Origin of the sequence: Rodentibacter haemolyticus, assembly GCF_015356115.1 — a bacterium.
GTDB classification, from domain to species: Bacteria; Pseudomonadota; Gammaproteobacteria; order Enterobacterales; family Pasteurellaceae; genus Rodentibacter; species Rodentibacter haemolyticus.
Genome location: NZ_CP063056.1, coordinates 2,327,964 through 2,343,078 on the forward strand (window position 1 = coordinate 2,327,964; position 15,115 = coordinate 2,343,078).

A 15,115-nucleotide genomic window follows, 5' to 3' on the forward strand; every position below is an offset into this window, starting at 1 on the left:
GGTAATTTGGGGAAATATATTACCAAAAAGTGTAATTAGTTAAAGTCATGTTTTTTTATAGCTTTCCCCCGACTCCTTTAAACTTCTCCACAAAAGCACTAATCTTTTGGAAAATATTGTTTTTCAAGGTAAGGAATTTGGGATTCAGCGGGCTCATTTTCGGTAACAGTTCGTTTAAATCCGAGCCGTTTTCGCTGGCATATTGCCGTTTAAGAGAAGTTGCCAGATAACGTTGGGCAGCGGGTTCGTTGAGTTGTTCCGAATGGATTAAGGCATCGGCTTCTTTTTTCATTTCACCTTGGGCGAATAGGAAAAAGGCTTCGATAATATCTGCTTTGCTTGGAATGCGATTTAAATCCGTTTGATGAATAAAATCCACAATCAGGCTTTCTTTTGCCCGATTGCCAACACTGGCTCGAATCATTCGGCGAGCTTCTTCAATCAAGGCGGGTTTATTTTGGTGTTTTTGATGATGTTCAAAGACCAGTTCTAAAATATAGTCCAGATTGATTTCTTGGGATTTCAGCAAATCCACTTCAAATACCACATCGCTCCAATCCAGCGTTTGCTTGTCTGTTTTGTCCCCTTGATGTTGTTTGCGTAGCCAATCCCGAATGTCATTATATGTGGAACGATAATCCTGTGTGGCTCTTTCCGATAAATCCTGAAATCCGTAAGGGGCGGCTGGCTCGGCAATCACATTATCATCCGCAGGTGAGCTTAGCGGCTGATGAAATTCATCATAATTTTGCAAAATATTTTCAAGGCGGAGATATTCGCCAAATAATTTGACAAACGCTTTTTTATCCTGCTCTGTTTCAATCTTCTGCGGATCAGGGAAACAGCGTTGCAACTCTTTGACCACTTCAATATAACCCCGTTTACTTTCGCCGGTGGTTTGATCCACATAACCTTGCATATAATCTTGATAACTGCGTTCCAACACAATATTGCGGGTATTGCTCTTGCCGAACAGTTGAAGTGCATCAATGGTGGCTTGTTCTAAATCTCGGAAAGTAACAATATTGCCGAAGGTTTTGGTGGTATCAAAAATACGATTGGTGCGGGAATAGGCTTGAATTAAGCCGTGATAACGTAGGTTTTTATCCACAAATAACGTATTGAGCGTAGGGGCATCAAAACCGGTTAAAAACATTCCTACCACGATTAACAGGTCGATTTCCTGATTTTTAACCCGTTTTGCCAAATCCCGATAATAATTTTGAAATTCCCGACTTTCCACGCCGTAATTGGTTTGAAAATAAGCGTTATAATCATTGATCGCCGACTGCAAAAACGCTTTATCGGAAGGATTTTGCATATTCATCGGGTCAAAACTTTCATCGGCAATATCGCCGATGGCATCTTGTTCCTGATTGGCGGCAAAAGAGAAAATCGTGGCAATTTTTAACGGTTTTTCCACCGCTTGTTGCAGCAGTTTAAAGCAATCGTAATAGAGTTTGGCTGCCGCCACACTGCTTACCGCAAACATCGCATTAAAGCCTTTCCCCGTGCCGTTTAGGCGGTGGGTTTTCTGCTTGAAATGGGTCAGCACATATTGGCTGATTTCTTTAATCCGTTCTGGGTGTAATAGGGCTTCTTTGGTCTCAAGTGCGGTCAGTTTTTCGGGATTTTTTTCCGTTTCAAACGCCTTAAATTTTGGTCGCACATCGTTGTAATCTACCTTGAATTTCAACACTTTTTCATCCCGAATGGCATCGGTGATAATGTAGGAATGCAGTTCTCGCCCAAATACGCCGGCAGTGGTTTCCGCCCCTAAGGCATTTTCAGGGAATATTGGCGTGCCGGTAAACCCGAATTGATAGAATTTTTTAAATTTTTTCTTTAGATTGCGTTGTGCTTCGCCAAATTGAGAGCGATGGCATTCATCAAAGATAAACACCACCTGTTGTTGATAAACCGGCAATTTTTCTTCCGATTTCATTAGATTATTCAGTTTTTGAATGGTGGTAACAATGATTTTATTATCGTCTTTTTCCAAATTGCGTTTTAAGCCTGCCGTGCTTTCCGAGCCGTTTACGCTATCGGGCGAAAAACGCTGGTATTCTTTCATCGTTTGATAGTCTAAATCTTTGCGATCCACTACGAAAAATACTTTGTCGATAAACTCAAGCTCGGTCGCCAACCGTGCCGCCTTAAAACTGGTTAAGGTTTTACCAGAGCCTGTTGTGTGCCAAATATAACCGCCGCTTTCCTTATTGCTCCAATTTCTCGCTAAATAGGAACTGTTGATTTTCCATAAAATCCGCTCTGTAGCGGCAATTTGGTAGGGTCGCATAATCAACAGCGTCTCGCTCACATCAAACACCGAATAATGAAACAGTACATTTAATAATGTGCGTTTTTGCAAAAAAGTGGCAGTAAAATCTTTTAAATCCTTAATCAGCGTATTGTCCGATTTCGCCCAATTCATTGTGAAATCAAAGCTATTTTTATTGCGTTGGGTAGTGTTGGCAAAATAACGGGTGTCCGTGCCGTTGGAAATCACAAAAATCTGCAAAAACTTAAATAAGGAATTTTCCGTATTAAAACTTTCTTTAGTGTAACGATGAATTTGATTAAACGCCTCTCGAATAGCCACGCCCCGTTTTTTCAGCTCAATCTGCACCAACGGCAAGCCATTCACCAAAATGGTTACATCATAGCGGTTGGTGTGTGTGCCACTTTGCTCAAACTGATTGATGACCTGCACGCTATTACGGGCAATCTGTTTTTTATCTACCAAATAAATATTGCGGATTTGCCCGTTATCAAACACAAAATCATAGATATGGTCGTGATGAATTTTGCGGGTCTTATCAATCAAGGTTTCACTTGGCTTATCCAAATATTCCGCCACAAACCGCCCCCACTCACTATCGGAAAATTGCACATTATTCAGCTTCTGCAACTGCTCCCGCACATTCGCCAACAACTTCGCCTGACTATTCAAATCCCTGAGGTATTCATAGCCCTGATTCTGCAAATCAGCGATCAACTCCCGTTCCAAATCATTTTCTGTTTGATAACTACCGTTTTGCTCAATGGGCGTGTATTTATCGAGGATAATAAAGTTGTTGGTTTCGGTGATGGGGGTGGTTTCAGTAATCAACATAGTTATCTCGTTAAATTTTATTTATTAAATTAAGAAAAATCAGATTCAATCCAGTTATTGAATTCTGATATTATTATATTGGCTTTGAATATTTTATTGAATCCATAATAATCTTGTTTAAACCACCTTATAGCCTCTACATTTCTTTTCTTTAATTTATTTAAAAAATTATCATAAGATAAACTAGAATATATCAATCTATGATCACTATCTTTTTCTCCTATACCAGATAAATTTGATGCCATAGTTACTGCTCGTCCGATCCATACTTTATCGTTTATGCCAACTCCCTTGCGTCCTGTTTTTACCACCAGTTCTTTATCTGTCGCCATACCAATTCCTACTTTAATTGTAGGGAATCCTTTTTGGCTTAATAACTTATTAAACATGTTTATAAAAGTGTTTACGTAAAATGTTTTATTTGCACATTCTAGTACATCATCCTCATATGGCGTTGTATATATCGCATATACACAATCTCCCCTAATACCTATGTCTCGAATCATATTATCATCTCTTAAAATCTCAATAACTTCTGAAGTAAATGACCTGATTAATTTTGCGACAATCTCTTTATTGTAATTTGTAAAAAGCGAAGTCGAATCTCTAATATCAACAAATATGGCAGTTACCCAAGATAAATATCCATTTTCAAAAGTGAAATTATCATCACAAGGAAGTTTATCTTTTTCTTCAACTTGCATATAATTATTAAGAATAGTTTCTACTCTGTTCTTACCTTGTTTATAATCGTATTCAGACATAACAACTCCTATTTTTTATTTTTGAAAAATATAAGACCAAGACCAAATTAAAAAAGGTAAGCTATAAATACAAAATTTTGCTCCTTTATTATAATTTTTAAATTTTTCTGTACAAATAACAGCATTTATATAGATTTGAGAAACTAAATCTTCTTTATATTCATCTAATGTAGTACTTTTTAACACATTTAAATAATTCCTATAATCAGAATATTGAACAATATGCCCAAAAAAAATTTTGGAATTTGAATAACCATTACATTCAATCCTTGCGATTAAAACCTGTATTAAAAAATATATTCCTATAACACAAGAAATCAAAGAACATATAAATATAATTAGTACCAATGTAAAACATCCACAAATAGATTGAAGGTCAGAAAAATTCTGTCTAACATAGTCTAAAGTAGGTATTCTTACTGTGAATAATATTGTAAATATAACCCCTAATGTAGATAACCAAAAGGAGACTTTTGTATCACAATTAACTATAAAACTTATATTCCTTTCTAAGATAGATTCTAATTTATCAATCTTGTTAAGTAACATTTCTTCATCGTTTTCTTGATTCGTGTTCATTTTAAACTCTCTTATTTATTAAGGTTATTAAAGTTCAACAACTTCTCCCGATAATATTCATATTGCTTTCTTCTCAATTCAATTTCCTTTGGCAAGCCTTGGGTTAAATCTTGAGTAAGTGTATCAAACTTATCCAAAATATCCACAATGGCTTGTTGGGTTTCTAGTGGGGGAAGTGGAATTTGATATTTTTTCAAATTATCTGTAGAAACTCTGATAACTTTTGTCCCCATTGAATGCTTTTGTTTAAATTTAAGGAAACGCTCTATTTGAAATAAATAGGACATATATTTAGGGTTTTGATTATGTTTTATAATCAATGCATCCCCACTGACTGCAATATCATCTTTTCCTAACCAAGCGACTGTTTTACATACATCAATAATGTTTTCACTAGTTGTTGCCATTACTAAATCACCGTACGATGCTTTCTTAGCTTTTTGAAAAAAGTCCTCAGAAACAAAAGATTTTGTTTTTTCAGCAAACGTACTATAGTGCGTATAAATCTGCCCATAATGAATACAACCAACACCATTTTCTACAAAATCTTTCTTTTGCAAACCACTTCCACGAATAAAAGTACCAACCTCCCCCAACGTTTTCCAAACCACATCTTTTGATAGGAATTGGCTATACCCCCCGAATTGATTGTTAAAATCTAAGAGTTTATTACGATAATACTCATATTGTTTCTTTCTGGCAGTAAGTTCAGCTTCCAGCGTAGCTTCCAGCTCGGTAAAAATGTCAAGTGTTTTTACAACTTTTTTCTGAATTTCTAGCGGGGGAATGGGGATTAATAGTTTTTTTATTATCTGTGCATTAATATTAGTTTGAGAACCACTTCCTAATGATTTTATATATTCATATTTATGTGATAAATAATAAAATAAGTAACGATAATTCAATATATTATCATCTAGTTGTATATTAGCACAGGCTTGATTGGTAGCTAATGGGATTTTATTTATTCCAACTCTTCCAACTGTTGCTCCATACATAGCAACTATTACACAATTAGGGGGAATAACTTTAGCACTAGAATTTTTTAATCCTTCTTCCGTTATTTTTATTTCTGTATCCCAAATATCACAAAAATTAACCTCTTGAGTTCTAAGCCAAGGAATATTTCCTCCATAATATTCATCAACACCTGTTTTAGGTGTACCTCCAGATGAAACTTTTTGAGCAACCTCTCCCAAAGGCTTCCACTCTACTTCACAATCTTTAATTAAATCTAATATATTTTTCATTTTTGTTTCCCGTTAAAACTTATCCAAAACCGGCCGCACTTTTGCCAATTTTTGTCAAAATTCCACCGCTTGTTTAATCATTTTCCGGTTGTTCATAGTAATACGATTGATCAATGCCTTTCATAAAGACCTCCCTATCGTGAATTTTATCGGTTAAGGCATTTTGTAATAAAAAACTAATTTCCAAATCATTGATTGGGCTACGCTCCATTGCCTGTAAATACAATTTTTTATCGACTTTTTGCCAATCTACTACTTTTTGTAGATTTTTCTTTAAAATTAAATCCAGCCAAATTCGGGTTGAACGTCCATTACCTTCTAAAAAAGGATGGGCGACATTCATTTCAACATATTTATCAATGATTTCCTCAAACGTATTTTCAGGCATTTTTTCAATGGCGTTTAACGCTGCCTGCAGATATAGCACATTGGCAAAGCGGAAATTGCTTTTGGAAATATTAAGTTCCCGAATTTGTCCGGCAAATTCATATAACCCTTCAAATAAATGCCGATGAATTTGTTGTAACCCTTGCGTTGTGCCAATTTCAATCTGATCGATTTTTCCGGAATCATATAAATCATAGGCTTTCTGCTTGCTTAAACGGTCGATTTCTTGGGTGCTCATTATGATTTATGTCCTTTTTTAACATTATCTTCAATTTGAACTATCAACTTAAAGTTGATGGTTGAATATTCATCACTTGCCCTCAATTTCCGCCACAATCGCTTCAATTTCGGTTCGTAAGCGGTCGATTTGGGCGACTGTTTGGCGAATTTCGGCATTGAGTTCGGTAATATTGATAATTTCTCGATTGTCTTTGGCTTCCACATAGGAACTGACGGCGAGATTGTAATCATTCTTAGCGATTTCATCATTAGGTACGCAACGGGCAAGGTGCGGCACATCTTGTTTATCTGCAAACAGTTTGATGATTTCGGCAATGTGTTCATCGGTTAATACATTATTGTTGGTTTCTTTCTTAAACAGACCGCTTGCATCAATAAACTGGGTAGTTTGCTCGGTTTTGTGCTTGGCTAACACCAGAATATTCACCGCAATGGTCGTGCCAAAAAAGAGATTAGGGGCAAGAGCAATCACGGTTTCAACAAAGTTGTTATCCACTAAATATTGACGGATTTTTTGTTCTGCTCCACCACGATAGAAAATACCAGGGAAGGTTACAATCGCTGCTCGCCCTTTGGCAGAAAGATAACTTAAGGCGTGCATAATAAAGGCGAAATCGGCTTTGGATTTTGGGGCAAGTATGCCGGCTGGGGCGAAGCGATCATCGTTAATCAAAGTCGGATCATCACTGCCGATCCATTTCACGGAATAAGGCGGGTTGGAGATAATGGCATCAAAAGGCTTATCGTCTAAAAATTGTGGGTTAAGTAAGGTGTTACCGAGAGCAATATCAAATTTGTCGTAGTTAATATTGTGCAAAAACATATTCATTCGGGCAAGGTTATAGGTGGTGTGGTTGATTTCCTGTCCGAAAAAGCCTTCCTCAATAATATGTTCGTCAAACAGTTTTTTCGCTTGTAATAATAACGAGCCTGAACCGCACGCTGGGTCATAAATTTTATTTACGCTTTCCTGTCCGTATAAGGCAAGTTGGGCAATTAACTTCGACACATTCTGCGGAGTGAAAAACTCACCGCCCGACTTGCCGGCGTTGGCGGCGTAATTGGAAATCAGAAATTCATAAGCATCACCAAACAGATCAATTTGGTTGTTCTCAAATTTACCAAAATCTAACTCTGCCACGCCTTTTAATACCGCCGCCAAGCGTTGATTTTTCTCCGCTACGGTATTGCCCAAGCGGTTGGATGTGGTGTCAAAATCCGCAAATAATCCTTTAATATCCTGCTCGGACGGATGCCCGTTAGCGGAACTTTCAATCGCCACAAAAATCGCATTTAAATCCGTATTGAGTTGCGGATTGTGATGAGCTTTTTTCACCACATTGGTAAACAGCTGGCTTGGGTAAATAAAATAGCCTTTGGTTTTAATTGCATCCGTTTTAATTTCGGGCGTGATGATACTATCCGATAGTTCAGCATAACAAATACTGTCATCACCGCCTTCAATATAGTCGGAAAAATGTTCGCTGATAAAACGGTAAAACAACGTGCCTAGCACATATTGTTTAAAATCCCAGCCATCAACCGAACCCCGTACCTCGTTGGCAATCTGCCAAATACGGCGTTGTAGTTCTGCTCGTTGTTGAATTGAGATCATTCTTTATCCTTCTAAAATTAATTGGGGCAAGTATTTTACAATAACTATTACTAATCACAAGAAATCAGGTTGACAAAGTGCGGTCAGTTTTGCCGATGTTTTTGAAAATATTCATATAGTTGCGGCAACAATTGTGCGATCAAGTTTAGTTGTTGAAACGGTATCGTAAAGGCGGATTTTTCTTTAATTTGGGTTTCATCCCATTGAACTTCTTTTAGGCTTAATAAGATATTTTCTTGTAATTTATGAAAAACTTCTTGAGGGAGTTTTTCAATATTTTCTAGGGTATATAAGATTTTTTTTGCTGTGGGGTAGAAGCCGGATAAAAACCGGGTGTCTTGCCGCAGTTTTGTCATACGATAGCGATAAGAACCGAGTGCCGAGATGTAGCTTAATAGAGAATAGTTCATTTTCAGTAAATCAAACCCTTCCTGCAAATAGGCCTGATATTTGTGCGGTTCGTTATTCATATTGGAAAGTGTAGAACTAAGAGCTGCCGAATATTGATGGGCATTGCGGCGTGCAATGCGGTATTTTAAGTCATCGCTTTTACCAAATTGTAATTGGCTGATGATATGTAAAAAATATTGGGCATCACTGTGAATAGCTTGGCGACTCACTTTATTTAATTCTAAATATTTCCAATCCGGCCATAAATAGGACACGGCAAACCAAGAGATCGCCGTGCCGATTAATGTATCCAATAAACGAGGTAACAAGGCGGTTTCTGCGCCGAACCCCATTACATCAAAACTAATTAGTACCTGTAAGGTAATGAAAAAGGTGGAGAAGCTGTAATTGTTACTGCGAAAAAAGAAAAAGAGTGTGCAGGTTAGCACGATTAGGCCTAGTTGCATTTCCAATGTCGGGTTTAAGTAAGGCAGTAGTGAACCGACTACAACACCTAAAATCGTGCCGATAATTCGTTGGCGTAATCTGGTTTTTGTGGCGGAGTAATTGGGTTGACAGACAAAAACCGCAGTAAGTAAAATCCAGTAACCGAGGTTAAATCGGAAAAATTCGACAATGGCACAGCAGACGAATACCACGATTGAAAGTCGAACCGCATGTCGGAAGAGCGGCGATTCAAAGGTAAAATGGCTGAAAATGACGGAAACGATATTTTTTAAGCCGGTAATTTGTTCCGTGTGAATGCGGGCGTTTTGTTTATTTTCTGTAGTTTCTTGTTCTAACTGGCGTAACTGATAGTCAATGTTTTGTAGATTATCCAATAGCGTTTGGATAACTAATAACTGTTCGCTATGTTCCGTATGTTGATGGCTGTAAAGCTCGAAAGATTGCATTGTTCCGATTAATGCTTTTTCTACCCGAGTATTATAACGATAAGATCTGTTCTCACGCAGGCTTGCGGCAATTTCATGGCAAGCCTGGGCTTGTAATTCCAGTAATCGTTGAATACGGAAAATTAAATCCGTATTTTTGAGTTGTTCGGCGATTTGTTTGTAATCAAAATGGGTGGAATTTGTGCGTTCGTGAATTTCTTGTGCGGTGAAATAATAACGAATCATTCGCTTGGTGCGGGTATGGCGATGTTGCCCGCGGATACGATAGAAAAGTGTGGTTCTGGCAAGATTAAAAGCATTGACGACATTGGCGTTTTTCATCGCAAAATTAAGGTGCTTTTTCTCAATTTCATCGACTTCATCAGGATCAAAAAATTCAGATTTTGCATCCAGATATTCTCCTAAAGCGCAAAACGCCTTAGCAACGCTTTCTTGTACGGGACGGTTCGGAAAAAACAAGTACACAACCAGCGTAACGATGCTGTAAAGCGTGGTGCCGATGATAATCAGCAGTGGGTTGATATACCAGTTTTGCACGACATCCGAGGAATAAGTCAGAGTAGTATAGACCGCAATCACCAATGTTCCGAAAGCAATGGTTCGATAGCGTTCGCCGATAGCACCGATCATCGTAAAAACAAAGGTGCCGATTGTCATCAAGATTAGGTAAGGCAGGGCGTTACCCATGTTTAATTGAACGATGATTGCAGAAAACGTGAAGGCGATAAGGGTGTAGAAAATGTTTTTCAGTCTACCGGTAAGGCGGTTATCCAAATCGACTAAACCACCGGCAATAATCCCCAATATCAAGGGCATAGACTGGGTAGAAATATCAAAGAACCAAATGCCAAGTGCGGCAATATTTACGGAAATGAAAATAGGAATCGCCGCAATGACTTTTGCATTGAGCCAATGGTTCATTTGATTATCCTCTTTATTTTCTATTGATTAATATAAAAAGTGAGCCTTATAAGCTCACTTTTCATCTTAAAGTGCGGTCATTATAGCGAATTAAACGGTATTACGTATCAGTTGCACAAAAAGAATTTCATTACGTCGGTAGGAGCGTATTGCATTACATACGCCCTGATAAGCCCTCTTATGAAATTGGGCGTATGTAATATGCCCTTACAATCCATTTTGTGTAACTAGTACATAATACCGGAATTAAATTTAAAAATGTCTACTACATTGCTGCGCCTCGCCGTACTGTCTTCGGCTTGCGGCTTTGTATCCATTTTAATTTAATTCCCTAATTATTTATGGGATTTTGCCCAATTCAAGAAACGGGTTTGAGTCTCTTTGTCCGCTTGTTGGAACCAATACTGTAATTGTTGTTCCGCCACGTTTTGACCTTGAACCACCACTTTTCCTTTGGTTGCTTTGCCGTTTGCCGCCGGTACCGTTGCCATCATTGGGGCGGCAGGCATTGCTGTGGCGGCAAATGAAGATACTGCGGCTTTCGCACCGGAAGCATTGTAACCTGCCAAATCACTGACTACGTTAGCAGATGGGAATAAACCCTCTTGTTTTAAAATATCGATTTTAGCCGGAATTTCTTGTCCGGAGGTCGTTTTTACTGTGATAACAGGGGCTAAATTGAATTTTTCAGCTTCCCTTTTACTGCGAATACTTGGTGCGGAAATGACCAAATCTTCAGCGCTACCTTGGAACGTTACGATAATTGGATTGGATTCGAATAAAGACTGGCTTGAACCACCACCGACAATTTCATTCACGCGAACGACAACTTGGTGGGTATTTGTGTCATTTACATTGAATGAACGGGTTTCTTTTAAAAGGGATTTACTTGCTTTTTGTCCATCAATGGCTAAAAAATCCATATTTGATGAGGTGGAAACCATACCGGCAAGACTTGCCGTACTTGCAAATAATGTTGCGATAGCTAGGACAGGTAATTTCATCATTACTCCTTTTCTGTTTGTAAATGAAATTGTCGCCTATGCTATGCTAATTTCCACAAAATGAAAATAGGCAAGTGCGGTTAAAAATGAAAAAGTTTTTCATCGCATTTTATAGTTAGTAGGGTTTTCTATTCTTCTTACTTGGGTTCTAGATAACTAAAATAGTAAGGTAAGAAAAGCAGGTATAAATAAAGTCATTAATTGTATTTTTGCAGGAACGGCTGAGGGATTAAATCACACAGTAAGCCATTGTTAAAAATTAAGTTTTAAAACAACAAGTTTATGGCGAACTAGGGTAGTTATCCGAGGTAAATTTAATTTTTAAATCATTGTTAATTTTTTGTTTAATTTATTTGACAATGCATAGGCAAAGCGTTAAAACAGTGAGATGCTTTCTTTCATTAAGGGGGGCTTATGCTAACCATATCTTATACCAGCGAATTTTCATTGCTATGTGCTTTATCGCCACCTGCGACGTTGTCAAACCAACAGCGGCTATGGCAATTTGCAAAATGGGTCGAGGATTTGCCGAACGTGCAAGAAACAGTGGTGGGAATGAATAATCTAACACTATTTTTTTCCTCATCACCTGATACGACCATCATCAAAACCTTGCTTGAGCAATGGGAAACCCTACAATATCAATCCTTTCAAGAAATCGGACGACTGATTGAAATCCCCGTGCATTATGGTGGTGAAGTCGGGTTGGATTTAGCCGCTGTGGCTCAATTTCATCGCTGTTCTCCTCAAGAAATTATCCGCCGTCATACCGAACCCACCTACACTGTTTTTATGATCGGCTTTCAACCCGGTTTTCCTTATTTAGGCGGTTTGCCTCAACACTTACATACTCCTCGACACACTAAACCTCGTGCCAAAGTGCCTGCCGGTGCAGTGGGTATCGGGGGAGAACAAACGGGTATTTATCCTTTTAGTTCTCCCGGTGGTTGGCAGCTTATAGGGCAAACCTCAATTCCTCTATTTGATGCGAACAAGGTACCGCCTGTATTGTTACAAGCGGGTGATAAAGTGAAATTTTTTGCAGAGCGTATCGAATTATGATGTACATTCAATCTATTCAAGCCTTTGCCCATATTCAAGATTTAGGGCGTCTAGGTTATCGTGGACAAGGTATCGGACAGGCAGGTGCAATGGATAAATTAGCGCTAAAAGCCGGCAATTTATTGCTACAAAATTCTCCCGAATGCTCTGCAATTGAATTTTCAATGGGCGGTTTCACAATAACTTTTGATTGTGCCACGCCATTTTGTTTAACCGGGGCGTTATGTGAAGCAAGCTTAGACGATCAACCGATTTTCCCTTATTGGCGATACACTGCGAAGGCTCGCCAAACATTACATATTAAGCGAATTACCACAGGTAACTACGCTTATTTATGCGTGGCGGGTGGGGTAAAGGTTTCCCTATTTTTGAACTCTGCCAGTACCGATTTAAACGCGAAGTTCGGTGGGTTTTACGGACGTTTATTGAAAAAAGGCGATCATTTAGCCACAGGAACGCGTGATACTTACCTTTCTCCGTTAGGTATTGAACCTATCAATTTTTGTTCGCAAATTCATGCTTTAGTCTCTAGTGAATATGAAGCCTTTGAAGAATCTAGCCGACAGGCTTTCTGGCAACAGGATTGGACAATTAAAACGCCGAGTGGGCGAATGGGCTATCGCCTGCAAGGAGAAGCCTTGCGGCTACGTTCAACTTTAGAAATGCTTTCGCACGCCGTACCGATGGGAACAGTACAAGTCCCGCCTGATGGGCAACCTATCGTATTAATGGCAGATGCCCAAACCACTGGGGGATACCCGAAAATCGCTTGTGTGATACAAGCGGATTTAGGAAGATTAGCACAACAAGCGATCGGCTCCTACGTGCGTTTTACCCAAGTAGATCGCCAAACTGCACTGAGATTACACCAACAAGATGAGCGGTATTTAGACAACATTAGGAGAAAAGCAAATGCAACAAGTTGATTTAAATGTAGATTTAGCCGAGGGCTGTGCCAATGATGAAGTGTTATTGCAATTAGTTAGCTCCGCAAATGTAGCTTGTGGTTTACACGCCGGCGATTATATGGAAATGTATAAGGCAATTCGTTGGGCGAAAGTCAATCAGGTTGCCGTTGGGGCTCACCCCGGTTTTCCTGACCGAGCCAATTTCGGACGAACAGAAATGCGGCTTGCCTCCGATGATTTGCAAGCTTGTTTGCGTTACCAGCTTGGGGCAATCAAAGCCTTATGTGATGCCGAGGGCGTAAAATTGGCTTATGTAAAACCACACGGTGCACTATATAACCAAGCTGCAAAAGAGGCGGAGCTTGCAACCTTGATCGTTCAAACGATCAAAGCCTTCGATCCTAATTTAAAACTTATGGCGTTATCGGGTAGCTTGCCTATTCGGATCGCACAAGATCTCGGTTTAGGCACCATTTCAGAAGTCTTTGCCGACCGCCGTTATTTAGCAAACGGCGCACTCGTACCCCGTTCACGCCCTGATGCATTAGTCAAAGATGAAGATGAAGATGAAGCGATCCGTCAAGTTTTACAAATGGTCAAGACCGGAACAGTACAATCCGTAGATGGGCAAATAATTTCTGTGAATGCCGAAAGTATCTGTTTACACGGCGATGGCGAACACGCAATTGAGTTTGCACGACGTATTGTGGCATCACTAGGTTCAGAAAATATTCAAATTACGGCTTGTTGCTAAGGGGGAAAGATGTCTGCTAATCGTAATGCCCTACTCGGGGCTGCTTTTTTAATGGCAACCTCTGCCATTGGTCCGGGTTTTTTAACCCAAACGGCAACCTTTACCCAAACTTTGCTGGCAAGTTTCGGTTTTGTGATCTTACTCTCTATTTTGTTGGATATTGGGGCTCAACTGAATATTTGGCGAATTATCTCCGTTTCTGAAAAACGCGCTCAAGATGTCGCAAATGAGGTGTTGCCCGGTGCGGGTTATATACTGGCGGTACTGATTGTAATGGGCGGATTAGCATTTAATATTGGTAACGTGGGCGGCGCCGGTTTAGGGTTGAATATTTTAATTGGGGTTTCGCCTGAGGTGGGCGCTTTGATCAGTGGAGCAATTGCTATCGGCATTTTTATTTTCAAAGAGGCGGGCAAAGCGATGGATCGATTTGCTCAAATAATGGGCTTTATTATGATTGCGTTAACCCTGTATGTTGCTTTTAAAGCCGAACCTCCCCTTGCTGAAGCGGTTTATCGCACTTTTTTACCTGAAAAATTAGATGTGATTGCTATTGTAACCCTCGTGGGTGGTACGGTAGGCGGTTACATTACCTTTGCAGGAGCGCATCGTTTACTCGATGCAGGAATTAAAGGAAAATCCGCCCTCAAAGAAGTTAGTAAAAGTTCTATTTCAGCCATTTTAATAGCCTCTATTATGCGTGTTGTGCTGTTTCTTGCTGTGTTGGGTGTTGTCGCACAAGGGGTAAAACTCGATCCGACCAATCCTGCGGCAACCGCATTCTCCTTTGTCGCCGGTAATATCGGACTAATGATTTTCGGCGTGGTTATTTGGGCTGCCTCTATTACTTCGGTAATTGGCGCAGCCTATACCTCCGTTTCCTTTATCAGCAGTTTCTCGCCAAAAATAGAACAACATAAAAACCGCTGGATTGTGATTTTTATTGCGATTTCCACGGTCGTTCTCGCCACCATCGGTCGCCCGGCACAAGTATTGGTGTTCGTCGGTGCACTCAATGGCTTTATTTTACCGATTTCGCTAGGTTTAATCTTAATTGCAGCTTACAAGAAATCAATTGTTAAAGATTACAAACACCCCGTTTCATTAGCTATTTGTGGCTGGATCGTAGCGATTTTAATGGCGATATTAAGTACGATCACCTTCGTTAAATATCTTGGTTTGTGGTTTTCATAACAAAATAGTTTAAACATC

Annotated in this window: 12 protein-coding genes; 4 read left to right on the plus strand and 8 right to left on the minus strand. The window is 39.3% G+C overall.

Annotated elements, in window-relative coordinates:
* Nucleotides 1-55: 55 nt before the first annotated feature.
* From IHV77_RS11095 to IHV77_RS11130, 8 genes are all read right to left on the minus strand, one after another.
* Nucleotides 56-3,115, minus strand: a complete 3,060-nt coding sequence (locus tag IHV77_RS11095) for a type I restriction endonuclease subunit R (protein ID WP_194812005.1) — start codon at nt 3,113-3,115, stop codon at nt 56-58.
* Between the two features lie 29 nt (nt 3,116-3,144).
* Nucleotides 3,145-3,879 (minus strand): adenylate/guanylate cyclase domain-containing protein, encoded by a 735-nt coding sequence (locus tag IHV77_RS11100; protein ID WP_194812006.1) that lies wholly within the window; start codon nt 3,877-3,879, stop codon nt 3,145-3,147.
* A gap of 15 nt (nt 3,880-3,894) precedes the next feature.
* Entirely contained in the window at nt 3,895-4,458 is a 564-nt protein-coding gene (locus IHV77_RS11105; RefSeq protein WP_228550016.1) for a hypothetical protein, read from the minus strand.
* Between the two features lie 11 nt (nt 4,459-4,469).
* Entirely contained in the window at nt 4,470-5,708 is a 1,239-nt protein-coding gene (locus IHV77_RS11110; protein WP_194812007.1) for a restriction endonuclease subunit S, read from the minus strand.
* Nucleotides 5,709-5,781: 73 nt separating this feature from the next.
* Nucleotides 5,782-6,333 (minus strand): protein adenylyltransferase Fic, encoded by a 552-nt coding sequence (gene fic / locus IHV77_RS11115; protein WP_194812008.1) that lies wholly within the window; start codon nt 6,331-6,333, stop codon nt 5,782-5,784.
* 72 nt (nt 6,334-6,405) lie between these two features.
* On the minus strand, nt 6,406-7,950 hold the full coding sequence (locus IHV77_RS11120) for a type I restriction-modification system subunit M (RefSeq protein ID WP_194812009.1): 1,545 nt from the start codon (nt 7,948-7,950) through the stop codon (nt 6,406-6,408).
* 83 nt (nt 7,951-8,033) lie between these two features.
* The gene (gene yccS, locus IHV77_RS11125; RefSeq protein WP_194812010.1) at nt 8,034-10,175 is read right to left on the minus strand and encodes a YccS family putative transporter; all 2,142 of its coding nucleotides are present in this window, start codon (nt 10,173-10,175) and stop codon (nt 8,034-8,036) included.
* Nucleotides 10,176-10,510: 335 nt separating this feature from the next.
* Nucleotides 10,511-11,179, minus strand: a complete 669-nt coding sequence (locus tag IHV77_RS11130; RefSeq protein WP_194812011.1) for a curli polymerization inhibitor CsgI-related protein — start codon at nt 11,177-11,179, stop codon at nt 10,511-10,513.
* A gap of 414 nt (nt 11,180-11,593) precedes the next feature.
* Between IHV77_RS11130 and pxpB the strand changes: the two genes are divergently transcribed.
* The 4 genes from pxpB to IHV77_RS11150 are packed head-to-tail and all read left to right on the plus strand — an operon-like array spanning nt 11,594 to nt 15,097.
* Nucleotides 11,594-12,241 (plus strand): 5-oxoprolinase subunit PxpB, encoded by a 648-nt coding sequence (pxpB, locus tag IHV77_RS11135; protein ID WP_194812012.1) that lies wholly within the window; start codon nt 11,594-11,596, stop codon nt 12,239-12,241.
* Nucleotides 12,238-13,167: a 5-oxoprolinase subunit C family protein gene (locus tag IHV77_RS11140; RefSeq protein WP_194812013.1), complete on the plus strand. Its 930-nt coding sequence runs from the start codon at nt 12,238-12,240 to the stop codon at nt 13,165-13,167. The genes pxpB and IHV77_RS11140 overlap by 4 nt, the downstream gene beginning before the upstream one ends.
* Complete coding sequence (pxpA, locus tag IHV77_RS11145) at nt 13,154-13,903, plus strand: 5-oxoprolinase subunit PxpA (protein ID WP_194812014.1); 750 nt, start codon at nt 13,154-13,156, stop codon at nt 13,901-13,903. Before IHV77_RS11140 ends, pxpA begins: the two co-directional genes overlap by 14 nt.
* 9 nt (nt 13,904-13,912) lie before the next feature.
* Entirely contained in the window at nt 13,913-15,097 is a 1,185-nt protein-coding gene (locus tag IHV77_RS11150) for an NRAMP family divalent metal transporter (protein ID WP_194812015.1), read from the plus strand.
* The last annotated feature ends 18 nt before the right edge of the window (nt 15,098-15,115 follow it).